The sequence below is a fragment of the Pseudomonas nitroreducens genome (genome assembly GCF_024170165.1).
In the GTDB taxonomy this organism is placed as follows: Bacteria; Pseudomonadota; Gammaproteobacteria; order Pseudomonadales; family Pseudomonadaceae; genus Pseudomonas; species Pseudomonas nitroreducens_C.
The window spans coordinates 138,604-153,715 of record NZ_JALJXP010000014.1 but is presented as its reverse complement, the minus strand read 5'-3'; the positions used below and the strand labels follow the sequence as shown (position 1 = coordinate 153,715).

Genomic DNA, 15,112 nt, shown 5'->3' with positions numbered 1-15,112 from the left:
CCTGGCGAAAAGCGGGCCAGGCGGACATCAGACAAATCTAAAAAGCGTGGAAATGCGAGCCGTCGCTCAACCAGGCTCAGCCCTCAACCATCCAGCAACCCGCTCGCCCGCTGCACCCGCCGTTCCGTCGCCGCTTCCAGCACCTGCCAGCCACGCCCGGCGCTGGCCAGGGTGAACCACTTCCGTGCCCGGGTGATGCCGGTGTAGACCAGCTCGCGGGTGAGGATGGGGTTGAGGCTGTCGGGCAGCAGCAACGCGGCGTGGGTAAACTCCGAGCCCTGGGACTTGTGCACGGTCATGGCGAACACGGTTTCCACCGCCTGCAGGCGGCTGGGCAGGATCCAGCGGATGGCGTCGGTGCCGTCGCCCGCCGGGAAGGCCACGCGCGCCACCCAGCGCACCGAGCCGTCGTCGGCCGTCTGCGGCAGCGCCAGGGTGATGCCGATGTCGCCGTTCATCAGCCCGAGGCCGTAGTCGTTGCGGGTGACCAGCACCGGACGACCGGCGAACCAGCCGCTCGCCGAGGGAATCAATCCTTCGCGTTGCAACAGGTCGCCGATCAGGCTGTTCAACCCTTCCACACCCCATGGCCCGCGACGCAATGCGCAGAGCAACTGGAACTGGCCGTGGGCTTCCAGCACCGTCCTGGCCCAGGCATCCAGCGCCGCCTGACCGGCGCTGTCCGCCGGGCGCGCGCCGCTGACCACGCGCAGGTAGTGGGCGTAACCGACCGGGCCGAACAGGTCGCCGCCGCGCCCGCCATCGATCACCAGATCACGCAGGCTGCGGGTTTCCCGGGCGTCCACGGCGATACGGGCGAGGTCCTCGTGCTGCGCCTTCCACACCTGGCGCAAGGCCGGGATAGCGCCGGCATTGACCGCTTCGGCCAACTGGCCGATGCCGCTGTCGGCGCTGAAGCGGTGGCTGTGGCGGAGCATGGCCACCGCCTGGTCGAGGTCGCTGCCGGAGGTGTCCAGCAGCGTAGCGTCAATCGATTCGCCGGTTACCGCTTCCAGCCAGTCGCGGGTGGCCGGGCGGTAGTGGCCTTCGCGGGCGCGGCTGCACAGCTCGCCGAGCACCGCGCCGGCTTCCACCGAGGCCAGCTGATCCTTGTCGCCGAGCAGGATCAGCCGTGCGCGCGGCGGCAGTGCGGCGAGCAGCGAGGCCATCATTTCCAGGTCGACCATCGAGGCTTCGTCCACCACCAGCAGCTCCAGCGCCAGCGGGTTGCCGGCGTGGTGGCGGAACTGGCGGGTGTCCGGGCGGCTGCCGAGCAGGCGGTGCAGCGTGGTGACTTCCGTCGGGATCGCCTCCCGCGCCGCCTCGCCATTGGCCAGCCCGGCGAGGTCGAGGCGCTGCACCGCGCCGGCGATGGATTCGTTGAGACGCGCGGCGGCCTTGCCGGTGGGCGCGGCCAGGCGGATGCGCAGCGGCCGGCCGCCCTCCCCCAGTGCCAGGCTTTGCAGCAGGGCCAACAGTTTCACCACGGTGGTCGTCTTGCCGGTGCCGGGGCCGCCGGTGACGATGCCGAAGGCGTTGCCGGCGACCAGCGCGCAGGCAAGTTTCTGCCAGTCCGCGGGCGCGCCGGTTTTTTTCGGGAACAGCGCATCCAGCGCCTGGCGCAGCTGTGCCGCAGGCAACCCGGCACGCAGCGCAGCGCCCTGTTGCAGACGCTGGTCGATACCGGCGCGCACTTCGCGCTCGTACTGCCAGTAACGGCGCAGATACAGACGACGGCCGGACAGCACCAGCGGGGTATCGCCCGGACCGTCGCCGACCAGGCGCGGATCGTTCAGCACGGCACGCCAGGCCTCCAGATCGAAGCCGTCAAGCAGCACGCTGGGCAGCTCCGGTACGTCCTTGGTCGAGTCGCCCTCGGGCGGCAGCGACAGGGCGAAGCGGCTGTCCGCCAGCGTCGCTTCCAGGTCGAGGCAGACGTGTCCACGGCCGAGCTGGTGACTGGCCAGGGCGGCGGCGAGGATCAGCAGCGGATTGGCGTCCGGCGCGCGCTCGACGAGGAAGATCGCGAAAGCGCGGTCCAGCTCGCGCAGCCAGCCGCACTCGGCCCAGCGGCCGATCAGTTCGAGCATTTCAGCACTGTTCCTCATGCCGGCACCTCCGCGCGGAACAGGCAGTCCAGCTCGTCCATCAGCGCCTTCGGCGGACGCTCCAGGTACATGCCCTGGGTCGTCGAGGAACTGCCGCGCAGGAACAGGTACATCGCGCCTCCGATGTGGCGGTCGTAGTCATAGTCGGGCAGGCGCGCCTGCAGCAGCCGGTGCAGGGCGAACAGGTAGAGCGCGTACTGCAGGTCGTAGCGGTGCTCCAGCAGCGCCTCGCGCAGCGCCTCTTGCGTGTAGGCCTGGTCGTCGGCGCCCAGCCAGTTGGATTTGTAGTCGGCCACGTAGTAGCGGCCCTCGTGCTCGAACACCAGGTCGATGAAGCCCTTGAGCATGCCGTTGAGCAGGTTGGCCTGCAGCGTCGGCCGCGCCACGCCGCCGAGGGTATGGCGGATCACGGCGGCGTCGAGGCGCAGGGTATCGACGTGGCGGGTGGCGAACCAGAACTCCATTTCCTTCTGGAAGGTGATCAGCCCGGCCAGGCTGACCGGCGCCGCATCGGGGACGCGGAAAGCCGTGCGCAGGTACTGGCCGAGCCAGCCGGTGAGCGGCTCGATCCACTCTTTCCAGCCGCGTACGGTGCAGCGCCGGGCGATCTGGTCGCGCAGCGCTGCTTCGTCGGGGTTGAAGCCTTCGTCGGCAGCCCACTCGAGCAGGCCATGAAGGAAGCTGCCGGGGTTCGCGCCACGCGGGAAGGCGTGCAGGCTGAAGGGCGCGGGCACGGCTTCCAGTTCCCGGTGCTCTTCCAGGCTGCTTTCGCGCAGCAGGTCTTCGCCGGCGCTGATGGGTTCGTCGGCGGCCGGCGCCGGGGCGATGTCGCTGTCGTCCTCGGTGGCCCCCGCGGACGCCAGATTGGCCAGCGCGGAATAGCTGGCGATCCACCATTTCTCCGCCACCCGGCGACGCGGTTCGCGGGCGGCGCCCAGCTCGCCGGCCGGTGCGCCGACGAAGAGTTCGCTGCGGACTTCCGGCACCGGCTCCAGGGCGATTTCCGCCTGGCCGGCCTGCAACTCGCCCAGGCGTGCGCTCACGTCCTCGACGCTCAGCGCGTTGCCGCCGCCGAGCAGGTAGCCCATGGCGCCCTTGTGCAGTTCCGGGTTCCTGCTGTTGCTCATCACCAGCGGCGCCATGCCCAGCCAAACAGCGTGGCGCGCACGGGTCAGGGCCACGTAGAGCAGGCGCATGTCCTCGCTCAGGCGCTCGTCGTTGGCCAGCTGGAAGGCGGCCTTGGCCAGCTCCTTGTCGCGGGACAGTTCGACCACCCGCGACTCGCCGGACTGGAAGCTCGGCGGCGTACCGCTCTTGCCGTCCAGTTCGCGCCAGGTGCAGATGAAGGGCAGCAGCACCAGCGGGTACTCCAGGCCCTTGGACTTGTGGATGGTCACCACCTTGATCAGGTCGGCGTCGCTCTCCAGGCGGAGGATTTCCTCGCTGGACGGACTCTCCAGCTGCTCGGCGAGCACCCGCAGCAGGGCGTGTTCGCCGTCCAGCTCCACGGCCTCGCGCTGCAGCCATTCGGCCAGGTGCAGCAGGTTGGTCAGGCTGCGTTCGCCGTCGGTTTCGCGCAGCAGGCGCGCCGGCAGGGCGAAGTCGGCGAGCAGGCGGCGCAGCATCGGCAGCACGCCTTGCTGCTGCCAGAGCATGCGGTAGTCACGGAAGCGCAGCACCATGTTTTCCCAGAAGCGCTCATCCTGGTTCAGCCGCTCCAGGGTCGCCCAGTCCAGCGCCAGGCTGCGGGTCGCCAGGGCGATGCGCAGGGCGCCATCGTCACCGGGATCGGCGCAGGCGCGCAGCCAGTGCAGCAGGTCGACGGCTTCGGGGCTGTCGAACACCGAGTCGCGGTCGGACAGGTAGACGCTGGCCAGCCGGCGCCTTGCCAACTCGCTGCGCACGGCTTCGGCCTCGCTGCGGCCACGCACGAGGATGGCGATATCCGCCGGACGCAGCGCACGCCACTGGCCATCGGCGTCACGGAAGCCGCTCTGCGCAGAGCTGAGCCAGCGCTGTATGGCACTGGCGCTGCTCGCCGCCATTGCCTCGCGGTACTCACCGGAACGGCAGACTTCGCCGCCTTTCTCCAACTGCCAGAAGGTCATGGCCGGTGCTTCGCTGCCTTCCAGCAACAGTGTTTCATCGCGGCCACGTGCTTCGACGTTGAGGAACGGCACCGGGTTTTCCTGCCCTTCCACGGCGAAGCGGAACGCGCCGCGCGGGTGGCCTTCGGCAAACAGGAAACAGCGGTTGGCGGCATTGACCATCGCCAGCGTGGAGCGGTAGTTGGTACCCAGCGTGTAGTGCCGCCCGGCCGTCGCGGCGCGAGCGCGCAGGTAGGTGTGGATATCGGCGCCGCGGAAGGCGTAGATCGCCTGTTTGGGGTCGCCGATCATGAACAGCCCGAGGTTCCTCGGGTTCTCCGAAATGCGGTAGACGCGTTCGAAGATGCGGTACTGCAGCGGGTCGGTATCCTGGAATTCATCGATCAGCGCGATCGGGAACTGCTCACGGATACGTTCGGCCAGCCGCTCGCCGCCGCTGCCGGCCAGGGCGCGATCGAGGCGCACCAGCAGGTCATCGAAGCCCAGTTCAGCGCGCTTCTGCTTTTCCACTTCGAGGTTGTGCCGTACTTCGCCGAGGGCGTGCAGCAGCAGTTGCGGGGCGATCTCCGGGCGCTGCTCGGAGCGCTCGACCCAGGCATCGATGGCCAGCAGCGCCGGGTGCTCCGGCACCACGGCCTTGGCTTTCACCTTGATCCGCGTCTGGCCGAATTTGGCAAGGTTGTCCGGTGCATCGGCGCCTTCGCTCCAGGCATCCAGCGCTTCGATCCAGCCGGCGAACACGGCGTCGTCATCCTTGCCGCGGTAGCTGTTGCCGTTGAGTTCGCCGCGCAGGTTGCGCAGCAGTTCGGCGACGCCCTGGCGATCCGCCGCCCAGGCTTCACGGGCGTGCGCTTCGGCAGCAGCGAGTTCATCGTAGAACCGGCCGGTGTCCTCCAGCAGTTCGGCCAGCGAGGCCGGGGCCGTCAGCGGCTGGTCGGCGTAGCGGAAGCCGGCCTCCTGCGCCGCCAGCAACGGTTGCAGGGCACGGGCCAGCGCCTCGGGGCCGGCGTAGCAATGGCGCACGGCGTTGGCCGCCGCCACGCCCAGCGGGTAGAAGTTGCGCCGCCAGTAGTCGCGCACGGCTTCGGCGAGCAGTTCGCTCTGGTCGGCGGCGAGGTCCTGGGTGAACAGGCTGCCGCTGTCAAAGGCGTGCTCGCGCAGCATGCGGTAGCACCAGCTGTGGATGGTGGAGACGGCGGCCTCGTCCATCCATTCGGCGGCCAGCCGTAGCAGGCGTGCACAGCCGGGCCAGCGCTCGGCGGCGTAGCTGTCGCGCAGCTTCACCAGCAGGCCGTCGTGCTTCTGTTCGGGCTCGGCAAAGCAACGCGCGGCCTCACCCAGGCGCGCGCGGATACGCTCGCGCAGTTCCTGGGTCGCAGCTTCGGTGAAAGTCACCACGAGGATTTCCGGCGGGCTCAGCGGCCGGCCGAAGGCGGCTTGCTCGCCGCCGTGGTCGAGGACCAGGCGCACGTAGAGCAAGGCGATGGTGAAGGTCTTGCCGGTGCCGGCGCTGGCCTCGATCAGCCGGCTGCCATGCAGCGGGAAGTCGAGAGGGTTGAGCTCGACGGCACTCATACGGCCTCCTCCTTGCGCTGCAGAATCGCGAACAGCGGTCCGTACAGTTTTTCCGCCCAGGCAGCGAATTCGTCGCTGGCATTGAGCGCGGCGAAGTCCGGGTAGACCCGCGCCAGCGCCGGAGAAGACGCCGCCTCGCCGCTCAGGTTGAAGCCGCCGTCATAGCGCTTGGCAGCCTCGCGGGCCGCGCGGTCTTCGTCATCGCCAGCGGCCAGCCAGGCGAACGCCGCCTTGCAGGCGACCGGCAGCGGGCGGCTCATGCCCTGGAACCAGGCATCCATCAACGCATCCAGTTCGGCGCGGGCTTCCTGCGCCGGCAGCGGCGGTAACTCCAGCGTGCCGGTCAGGCCGACCAGCACGCTGGTCACCGGCTCTCCGCACAGCTGCAGCGCCAGGTGGCGCGCCCACGGGCGCACCAACCCATGCCATTTGTAGCCCTTGCCTTCATGCAGCTTGCCGCTGACCAGTTGCAGGCTGGCGAGCTGGCCGTCGGCGTTGCGACGCAGGCCGCCGAGCCAGTCGGCCAGCTCGATGCCGGCGTGCTGGTGATCGAGCTCGCGCTGTTCGTCTTCCACCTGCGACCAGTGCTCCAGCTGTTCGCGATAACGCGCCAGCAGGTCATGCAGCGGCGCTACCAGCGCCTGGGCGGAGAAGTCCCCGAAGGCCGCCAGCGGCAGCCGGCCCTCGCGGCGCAGGCGTTCGACCTGGGCGCTCAATTGCCCGGCCAGCTGGTCAGCCTGCCAGTGCTGCTCCACCCACGGACGCAGGCGCTCGCAGAGTTCGAACTGCAACTGCCAGACGTCCAGGCCGTTCAGCTCGAAGGGTTCTTCGTCCTGGCCGGTCAGTTGCTCCTCGCCGAAGCGCACCTTCAGGCGTTGCAGGAAGAAGGCGCCGACCGGGTTGGCGAGGAAGTCCGAGAGCACGCGCAGACCGATGGGTGCGTCCAGCACCGGCGGCGACAGCGGCGCGTCGTTCGCCTCGCCCTCGTGCTCGCGGTGCACGTCGCGCCACTCACGGGCGTAGGTATAGAGGCCATCGATGCCCTGCCCCGAGGGCGCATCGAAATAGGCGCGGCTGAAGGGTTGCAGCGGGTGCTCCAGGGTCAGTCCGTGCAGCAGGCCGCTGCCGTCGGTGCCGTGCCAGCCGGCGGCGAGGTGGTCGCGCAACTGGCCGACCAGCACCGACGGCGGCCGCTCGCTGTTGTCGCGGATGCTCCGGCCAACCCAGCTGACGTAGAGCTGGCGGCGCGCCGAGAGCAGCGCTTCGAGCAGCAGGTAGCGGTCGTCCTCGCGCCGCGAACGGTCGCCGGGGCGGTAGTCGTTGCGCATCAGGTCGAAGTCCAGCGGCGATTGCGGACGCGGGTAGTCGCCGTCGTTCATGCCCAGCAGGCAGACCAGCTGGAAGGGGATCGCGCGCATCGGCATCAGTGTGCAGAAGCTCACCGCGCCAGCGAGGAAGCGCTGGTTCAGGCCGCCCGCGTCCAGGCCGCCGAGCCAGGCCTCACGCACCACCGAGAGCGGCAGCAGGTCGGTGAAACAGGCGTACTCGCAAGTTTTCAGCCAGTCGTCGAGCAGGTCCACCAGCTTCTGCCGCAACAGCTCGTCATGGTCATCGGTGACCTGGAAGAAGTCTTCCAGCAAGTTGCGCAGGCGTTGCACCCAGGTCGCCGCGTCGGCGTCCTCGGCAAGCAGGTCGCAAGCCTTCTCCAGCGCCCCGAGCAGCCCGGCCAGCGGGCCGAGGGCGGCAGCGTCGAGCCCGCCGATTTCCGCATACGGCTGGATACCCTGGAAGGCGTCGCCCTCGCCTACCGCGAAGCCCAGCAGCATGCGCCGCAGGCCGAAGCGCCAGCTGTTGGCTTCGGCGGCGGCGGGCAGGCCGAGGCGTTCGCGCTGCTGGCCATCGAGGCCCCAGCGCACGCCGGCGCCATCGATCCAGCGGCGCAGCAGCGGCAGGTCGGCGTCAGCCAGGCCGAAGCGCGCGCGCACCGCGGCGACGTCCAGCAGGTCGAGGATTTCGCTCACCGCGAAACGGCTGTCGGGCAGCCGCAGCAGGTGTTCCAGCGCCACCAGCAGCGGTTCGCGGCCACGCTGGCCCTGGTCGGCCAGGGTGTAGGGGATGAAGCGTTTGTCGTCGCGACCGATCTGGCCGAACACCGCTTCGATGTGCGGCGCGTAGGGGTTGATGTCCGGAACCATGACGATCACGTCGCGCGGGCGCAGCGTGGGATCGGCGTCGAAGCGCGCGAGCAGTTGGTCGTGGAGGATTTCCACTTCCCGTTGCGCGCTGTGGGCGACGTGGAAGCGCACCGAGTCATCGGCCTGCGGGTCGACCGCCGGCCAGTGTTCGCGGGTCTCGTTGAGCGGCCGCAGTTCGAGGATGTCGTCCTGCAACTGACCGAGCAGGCTGCCCGGCTCCACCTCGCTGAACAGGTCGATGCGCCCGTTGCTCACCGCGCCCAGCCGCGCGCGGTAGCTTTCCGGGTCGTCGTATTGGTCGAGCAGGTTGATGTAGTCGCGCCCCTGCTTGCCCCAGGCCGCCAGCAGCGGCTGGGCGTACTGGTGCTGCTGGTCGTCGCTGAGCAGCTCCGGGGTGCCGGCGCGACGGCGCTGACGACGGTACTCGTGGCGCAGCAAGTCCTTGTCGGCGACGATGTCGGCCCAGTGGTGGCGACAGGGGTTGTGCACGCAGAGCAATACCTGGGCATGGCGCGCCAGCACGGCAAGCGCCTCCACCGTCTGCGCGGGCATGGCGGAAATGCCGAACACCACCACCCGGCGCGGCAGGTTGGGCAGCAGGTTCCCGGCGTTCTTCAGTTTTTCGATGAAGCGTCCGTGCACACCGGCGCGACTGGTGGCCAGGCCTTCGGGTCCGACATCATCGAGCAGCGCGCGCCACAGCGCAGCCTGCCAGCGGTTGTCGGTCTCCAGCTCGCGTACGCCGCCGTTGGCCAGGCGCAACTGGTCGACGCCGCGACTCCAGTCCTCCAGCCAGTCGGCGCGGTAGACCTGGTATTGGTCGAACAGATCGGCCAGGCGCTCGGCCAACTGATGGCGCTTGCGCAGGTCGGCGTCGTCGGCGAGGAAGCGCTGCAGGGTGGCGAATTCGTCGCGCGCCAGCAGCGTCGGCAGCAGGCGCATCAGCCGCCAGGTCAGCGGCCCCTTGTCGAGCACCGAGACTTCGGGAATTTCATCGCGGCCCAGCGCGCCGCGATAGGCGCGCCAGAGAAACTGCGCGGGCAGTTGCACGTCCAGCGCGGCGGTGACGCCGCAGCCGCCATCCGCCACGTCGCGCCCCAGCGCCAGCTTCAGCCACTGGGCGATGCCGTTGCTCTGCACCAGGATGACTTCGTTCTCCAGCGGCGCCAGCGGATGCCGGCTCATCCACTGCACCAGCAGGTCACGCAGCGCTTCCGGATGGTTGCCATGGATCACCATCAGGCCGGGGGTCAGTCGCTGCTCGGTCATAGCGTCTCCAGGAACGGGCGGGCGGCGCTGACGCACCGCGAGGGATGAGCGGCATTTCACCAAAAACCGCGGGCCGCAGCAGCCTTTTTTCCCACCCGACAGGAGGATTCCGCCACCACAGCGAAACGCCTGACACCTGTCTTCACCTAAACCCATGAGCTACCGGGACTCTCCTACATTTTCGAAACTGACTGCTTCACAGTTCGCTCCTCCGGCTAACGGCTATGCTGATTCCACGGCCGTTCCAGGCCAGCCATGGAGGAAATGATGGGTAAGAAGAGCAAGGCAAAGAACCCGGCCCCCGAACAGACCGGGAAGATGAAGAACAAGGACTACGAGGAACACCTGCGCAAGCTGTCGGTGGAGCTGGTCAAGCTGCAGGAGTGGGTGGTGAGCAAGGGCCTGAAGGTCTGCATCATCTTCGAGGGCCGCGACGGTGCGGGCAAGGGCGGCACCATCAAGGCGCTCACCGAGCGCGTCAGCCCGCGGGTGTTCCGCGTGGTGGCCCTGCCCACGCCTACCGAACGGGAGAAATCCCAGCTCTACGCCCAGCGCTACATCAAGCACCTGCCGTCCGCCGGCGAAATCGTGATCTTCGACCGCAGCTGGTACAACCGCGCCGGCGTCGAGCGCGTGATGGGGTTCTGCACCGAGGAACAGGCGGACAAGTTCCTCGCCGTGACGCCGCTGTTCGAGCGCATGCTCACCGAGTCGGGGATCATCCTGCTGAAGTTCTGGCTGGAGGTCAGCCCCGAGGAGCAGGAGCGCCGCCTGAGGGACCGCATTACCGACGGCCGCAAGATCTGGAAGCTCTCGCCGATGGACGTGAAGTCCTTCACCCGCTGGGACGAGTACACCCGCGCCCGCGACCTGATGTTCGCCGCCACCGACTCGCCCTGGGCCCCCTGGATCGTCGCGCCCTCCGAGGACAAGAAGCGCGTGCGCCTGAACGTCATCAGCCACATCCTCAAGCACGTGCCGTATAAATCCCTCCCGCGCGAGGAAGTGAAGCTGCCCAAGCGCGGCAGGATCGGCAAGTACAAGAGCCCCGACTACCCGATCCACTACATCGAAGAAGTCTTCTGAGGCAGGCCAGGGCCGGCGCGAGTCGGCCCCCTCAGAGCAGGCAGCGAGCCTCGCAGGCTGTTGCAGGAGCGGACTGCCCGGCCTCAGGCGATGTCTTTCAGGTAACGCCCCACCTCCCCCGATAACCATCCGGCAAAGGCCGCCACCTTGGCCTGGGTCGCCTCGCGCTCGGGCCAGACCAGCCAGTAGGGGAAGCCGTAGGGCACACGCAGATCACTCAGCGCAACCAGCTCGCCGCTTTCCAGCGCGCCGGCCACCAGGCTGCGTCGCTCAAGACCGATCCCCTGCCCCATGCGCACCGCCTCGATGCTCAGGTTCGAGTCATTCACCACGAACTCCGCCGCCTCCTGCGGTACTGCCACGCCCGCCGCCTGGCACCACCCCAGCCAGGACTCGAAGCCGGTGACACGCGGGCAGCGGAGGATTTCTGCTGGCGTCCGGGGCAGACGCCCACCGTTGAAGTCCGGCGCGGCAACAACCACCACTTCATCTTCGAACAGGTATTCCTGCGCCAACCCTTCCCAGTGGCCCTGGCCGATGCGGATCGCCACGTCGGCCAGGCCCTGGCGCAGGTCCATCACTTCCAGGCTGGCCAGCAGGCGCAGGCGGTACTGTGGATAAGTCGCACGGAAGCCCGGCAGGCGCGGCAGCAGCCACTTCTGGCCGAAGGAGGGAGTGAGCGCCACCACCAGTTCATCCTCGCCCGGACGCGCCTTCGCCAGGCGAGTCGCCTCGGCGATATCACGCAGCGCGCCGCGAATCTGCAGAGCGTAGAGACGGCCTTCCTCGCTCAGGCGCAAGCCCCGCCCCTCGCGCTGCAGCAGGGTGACGCCCAGCAGGCTCTCCAACTGGCGCACCTGCTGGCTGATGGCCGAATGCGTGACGTGCAGTTCGCCGGCAGCGAGGGTCACGCTGCCAAGCCGGGCCACGGCCTCGAAGCTGCGCAGTGCGGAGAGCGGCGGCAATGCGCTCATGTAAGTTTTCCTAACCAGATTGGTCATTAATAGTCGCTATTTCCCAGCGACCAAAGCCGCTAGATTCATGGCCATCGCGCGGAATACCGCGCCAGCCGCTTTGCAATTTCCCCTAACAGGATGTGCCCATGCAACAGAAGCTTCCGCACCTGATCGGCATGCTCGACTCGCCCTACGTGCGCCGTGTCGCCATCACCCTGCGCCTGCTCGGCATCGAGTTCAGCCACCAGTCGCTGTCGGTGTTCCGCACCTATGAAGAATTCCGCGGCATCAATCCGGTGGTGAAGGCGCCGACGCTGGTGCTGGGCGACGGCCAGGTGCTGATGGACTCCACGCTGATCATCGACTGCTTCGAACATCTCGCCGGGCGCAGCCTGATGCCCACCGAGCCGGCCGCCCGGGTGCGCGCCACACGCTTGCTGGGGCTGGCCCTGGCGGTCATGGAAAAGGCGGTGCAGCGCTACTACGAGCAGCAGCGGCCGCAGGACAAGCAGCTCGCCACCTGGCAGGAGCGGGTCGACCAGCAGTTGCACGCCGCCCTGGCGCAACTGGAGAGCGAACTGCGCGGGATTTCGCTGGACGCCGGCGCAGCGCTGGACCAGGCCGGGCTGAGCATCGCCGTAGCCTGGACCTTCGTGCAGCTGCTGCACTCCGCAGACATCCCGGCGGACAGCTACCCGGCGGTGCGCGACTGGGCGGAGCAGGCCGAGGCGCTGGAGGTTTTCAAAGCCTTTCCGCCGGTGTGATGCCTTGAGGTAGGAGCGGACTCCGTCCGCGATAGGTCCCAGGCGCGCCGGGAGTCGATCGCGGACAAAGTCCGCTCCTACGCACCCTGAGCCTCACGCTTTGGGCAATTCCTCGTGCTGCTGCTTGGTGAAACGAAGCAACCCGAAGCAGATGACGAACCCGCAAGCCGCCAGCCCCGCAGCGACCAGGAAGATCGACGCGTAGCCATGGCCGGCGGCAACCAGCCCCATCAGCGGGCCGGCAATGCCCATGGCCAGGTCGAAGAACAGCGCGTAGGCGCCCAGCCCGGCGCTGCGGCTGCTGGCCGGGATGCGCAGGACCGCTTCGACGCCCAGAGACGGGTAGACCAGCGACAGGCCGCAGCCGGTAAGCGCCGCGCCGAGCAACGCAAAACCCGGCCCCGGCGCCTGCCACAGCAGCAGCAGGCCGAAGACCTCGACGCCGAGGCAGACCACCGCGACGGCGAAACCGCCGAAACGATTGACCATGCCGGAGAAGATCAGCCGGGCGCCGACGAAGCAGACGCCGAAGGCGGTCAGGCACCAGGCCGGATTCACCCAGCCCTGGCTGCCGTAATAGAGGGTGATGAAGGTCGCCAGGGTACCGAAGCCGATGGAGCCCAGCATCACGCACAGTCCGTAGGGCAGCACGCGGCCGAGCACGGCGTGAAAGGCCATGCGCGTGCCGGAGATGGTCGGCACCTCGTCGCGCCCGCGGGCCGCCAGCCAGCCCAGCGCGGTGAGCACGAGGATGCTCACGCCCAGGCTCCACAGGCCGACCGACGCCGACATCATCACCCCCAGCGGCGCGCCGATGGCGATGCCGCCATAGCTGACGATGCCGTTCCAGGAAATCACCTTGGCGGTGTTCTGCGTGCCCACCAGGGCTATGCCCCAGCTCGCCGTGCCGATACCCAGCAACCCCTGGGCCAGGCCGAACAGCAGGCGGCTGCCCAGCAGCAGGATCAGGCTCAGCCAGGCCACCGATTCCAGGCTGGTGGAAACCAGCACCAGCACACCGCCACAGCCCAGCACGCCCAGGCCCTGGAGCACGGCGCGCTTGGCGCCGTAGGTATCGGTCAGGTAGCCCGCCAGCGGCCGCGAGACCAGGGTGGAAATGTATTGCAGGCCGATCACCCCCCCTGCAACCACGGTGGAATAACCCAGGCCCTCATGGACGAAACCGGGCAGCACCGGCAGCAGCAGACCGATGCTCAGGAACAGGACGAAGGTAAAGAAGACGGTGGCGAGGATGCGCAGGGTGACAGAGGCAGTTCGCTGCTCGGACGAGCTCATGGACGGGCCTGACGGTGGGTGGTGGAGCATGCACGGGAACGATTGAAAGCAGGCTATCTATTTCCGCTCGACTTGCCAATCCGAACCTTGCCCGCCGGCAGGGGCTCCTATAGTTGTTGCATTGCCGCGCGCCGTGGTGGCGCGCCCACGTCAACCCAGGAGATCCTCATGGATACCAGCCAGCACAGCCTGAGCGCCCTGTTCAAGCAACTGGGCCTGCCCGACGGGCGCAAGGACATCGATGCCTTCCTCGGCAGCCACCGCCTCGCCGAGGGCCAGAAGCTGCCGGAGGCGCCGTTCTGGAACAAGGCCCAGGCACAGTTCCTGCGCGAGGCGCTGCAGCAGGATTCGGACTGGACCGAGGAGGCCGACGAGCTGGCGGTGCGGCTGTCGAACTGATTCGGCGGGCGCTTACTTCAAATAGGAGCGCAGCACGCCCATGACCTGTTCCAGGTCTTCGTGGCGCTGCGCCGGCGTGCGGTCCTCGGCACCCAGGTGGTCGCGCAGGTGACCTTCGAGCACCTCGGCCATCAGGCCGTTCACCGCACCACGGATGGCGGCGATCTGCTGCAGGATCGCCGCGCATTCGCTGCCCGCCTCCAACGCCCGTTCCAGCGCCTCGCTCTGGCCCTTGATGCGCCGAACCCGGGTCAGCAGCTTCTTCTGGTCCTTGATGGTATGTCCCACGTCAAAACTCCAAAGGTATACTGGGGTATAGTATCCAGACTGATCCTACGGACCATCATCATGCAGCACGCCGCCCACCCGCAAGACGGTCGTCACGACCACCAGTTCCATGAAGGCAACCCCCTGGCCGAGCGCAATACCCTGCGCGCCGCGCTGCTGACCGTCGTGATGATGGTGGTGGAGATCGCCGGCGGCTGGATCTTCAACTCCATGGCGCTGCTGGCCGACGGCTGGCACATGAGCTCCCACGCCCTGGCGCTGGGGCTGGCGTTCTTCGCCTACGTGGCGGCGCGGCGTTTCAAGGGCGATGCGCGCTTCGCCTTCGGCACCTTCAAGATCGAGATTCTCGCCAGCTACACCAGCGCCATCCTGCTGCTGGGCGTGGCGGCGCTGATGATGTTCGAGTCGGTCGCACGGCTGCTCTCCCCTTCGCCGATCCATTACCAGCAGGCCATCGCCATCGCGGTCGTCGGCCTGCTGGTGAACCTCGCCTGCGCCTGGCTGCTGCGCGGCGAGCACCATCACCCTGGCCACGATCACCATCATGGCCACGACCATCACCACGGCCATGACCATCACGACCATGGCCACGACCTGAACCTGCGCGCCGCCTACCTGCACGTGCTGGCCGACGCCGCCACCTCGGTGGCGGCGATCATCGCCCTGATCGGCGGCCTGATCTGGGGCGCCGCCTGGCTCGATCCACTGATGGGTATCATCGGCGCCGTGCTGGTAGCCGTGTGGTCGGTCGGCCTGCTCAAGCAGAGCGGCCGGGTGCTGCTGGACGCGGAGATGAACGACCCGGTGGTGGAGGAAATCCGCGAGGTGGTCGCCGAGTTGCCGTATCCGGCACGCATCACCGACCTGCACCTGTGGCGCGTGGGCAAGTCGCGCTACGCCTGCATCGTCAGCCTCGCCAGCAGCAGCGCGCTGACGCCCGAGCTGGTGCGCCAGCGCCTGCAGGTCCATGAGGAGCTGGCGCACATCACGGTGGAGATCAACCCGATTCCCACCTGAGAGCAGCCGGGAAACGTACCGGAAGTCGTGGCGGCTTTGACGGCCGCCACA

At 68.2% G+C, this 15,112-nt stretch carries 10 protein-coding genes; 4 read left to right on the top strand and 6 right to left on the bottom strand.

Translation table 11 applies throughout. The annotated features are described in order from the left end of the window. Nucleotides 1-83 precede the first annotated feature (83 nt). The 3 genes from recD to recC are packed head-to-tail and all read right to left on the bottom strand — an operon-like array spanning nt 84 to nt 9,255. On the bottom strand, nt 84-2,108 hold the full coding sequence (gene recD / locus J2T47_RS24585) for an exodeoxyribonuclease V subunit alpha (RefSeq protein WP_253452685.1): 2,025 nt from the start codon (nt 2,106-2,108) through the stop codon (nt 84-86). Beyond that, the gene (recB, locus tag J2T47_RS24580; RefSeq protein WP_253452683.1) at nt 2,105-5,791 is read right to left on the bottom strand and encodes an exodeoxyribonuclease V subunit beta; all 3,687 of its coding nucleotides are present in this window, start codon (nt 5,789-5,791) and stop codon (nt 2,105-2,107) included. Before recB ends, recD begins: the two co-directional genes overlap by 4 nt. Beyond that, on the bottom strand, nt 5,788-9,255 hold the full coding sequence (recC, locus tag J2T47_RS24575; protein WP_253452680.1) for an exodeoxyribonuclease V subunit gamma: 3,468 nt from the start codon (nt 9,253-9,255) through the stop codon (nt 5,788-5,790). The genes recB and recC overlap by 4 nt, the downstream gene beginning before the upstream one ends. Nucleotides 9,256-9,522: 267 nt before the next feature. On the opposite strand from recC, the gene ppk2 reads away from it, so the two are divergent. Beyond that, nucleotides 9,523-10,341, top strand: coding sequence for a polyphosphate kinase 2 (ppk2, locus tag J2T47_RS24570; RefSeq protein ID WP_437181012.1), 819 nt, complete (start codon nt 9,523-9,525; stop codon nt 10,339-10,341). Between the two features lie 83 nt (nt 10,342-10,424). Here ppk2 and J2T47_RS24565 read toward each other — a convergent pair whose 3' ends face one another. Then, nucleotides 10,425-11,315: a LysR substrate-binding domain-containing protein gene (locus J2T47_RS24565; RefSeq protein ID WP_253452678.1), complete on the bottom strand. Its 891-nt coding sequence runs from the start codon at nt 11,313-11,315 to the stop codon at nt 10,425-10,427. A 128-nt stretch (nt 11,316-11,443) separates the two neighbouring features. Between J2T47_RS24565 and J2T47_RS24560 the strand changes: the two genes are divergently transcribed. Next, nucleotides 11,444-12,061 (top strand): glutathione S-transferase family protein, encoded by a 618-nt coding sequence (locus J2T47_RS24560; protein ID WP_253452676.1) that lies wholly within the window; start codon nt 11,444-11,446, stop codon nt 12,059-12,061. 93 nt (nt 12,062-12,154) lie between these two features. Here J2T47_RS24560 and J2T47_RS24555 read toward each other — a convergent pair whose 3' ends face one another. Beyond that, entirely contained in the window at nt 12,155-13,357 is a 1,203-nt protein-coding gene (locus tag J2T47_RS24555; protein ID WP_253452674.1) for an MFS transporter, read from the bottom strand. A 168-nt stretch (nt 13,358-13,525) separates the two neighbouring features. Between J2T47_RS24555 and J2T47_RS24550 the strand changes: the two genes are divergently transcribed. Next, the gene (locus J2T47_RS24550; RefSeq protein WP_253452672.1) at nt 13,526-13,756 is read left to right on the top strand and encodes a DUF2789 domain-containing protein; all 231 of its coding nucleotides are present in this window, start codon (nt 13,526-13,528) and stop codon (nt 13,754-13,756) included. Between the two features lie 12 nt (nt 13,757-13,768). On the opposite strand, the gene J2T47_RS24545 is transcribed toward J2T47_RS24550, so the two are convergent. After that, entirely contained in the window at nt 13,769-14,044 is a 276-nt protein-coding gene (locus tag J2T47_RS24545) for a metal/formaldehyde-sensitive transcriptional repressor (protein ID WP_253452670.1), read from the bottom strand. 60 nt (nt 14,045-14,104) lie between these two features. On the opposite strand from J2T47_RS24545, the gene dmeF reads away from it, so the two are divergent. After that, nucleotides 14,105-15,061 (top strand): CDF family Co(II)/Ni(II) efflux transporter DmeF, encoded by a 957-nt coding sequence (dmeF, locus tag J2T47_RS24540; protein WP_253452669.1) that lies wholly within the window; start codon nt 14,105-14,107, stop codon nt 15,059-15,061. Nucleotides 15,062-15,112: the final 51 nt, after the last annotated feature.

Coding starts and splice junctions, on each gene's coding strand:
- recD (WP_253452685.1), bottom strand. CDS start 2,108: ATGAGGAACAGTGCTGAAATGCTCGAACTGATCGGCCGCTGGGCCGAG.
- recB (WP_253452683.1), bottom strand. CDS start 5,791: ATGAGTGCCGTCGAGCTCAACCCTCTCGACTTCCCGCTGCATGGCAGC.
- recC (WP_253452680.1), bottom strand. CDS start 9,255: ATGACCGAGCAGCGACTGACCCCCGGCCTGATGGTGATCCATGGCAAC.
- ppk2 (WP_437181012.1), top strand. CDS start 9,523: ATGGGTAAGAAGAGCAAGGCAAAGAACCCGGCCCCCGAACAGACCGGG.
- J2T47_RS24565 (WP_253452678.1), bottom strand. CDS start 11,315: ATGAGCGCATTGCCGCCGCTCTCCGCACTGCGCAGCTTCGAGGCCGTG.
- J2T47_RS24560 (WP_253452676.1), top strand. CDS start 11,444: ATGCAACAGAAGCTTCCGCACCTGATCGGCATGCTCGACTCGCCCTAC.
- J2T47_RS24555 (WP_253452674.1), bottom strand. CDS start 13,357: ATGAGCTCGTCCGAGCAGCGAACTGCCTCTGTCACCCTGCGCATCCTC.
- J2T47_RS24550 (WP_253452672.1), top strand. CDS start 13,526: ATGGATACCAGCCAGCACAGCCTGAGCGCCCTGTTCAAGCAACTGGGC.
- dmeF (WP_253452669.1), top strand. CDS start 14,105: ATGCAGCACGCCGCCCACCCGCAAGACGGTCGTCACGACCACCAGTTC.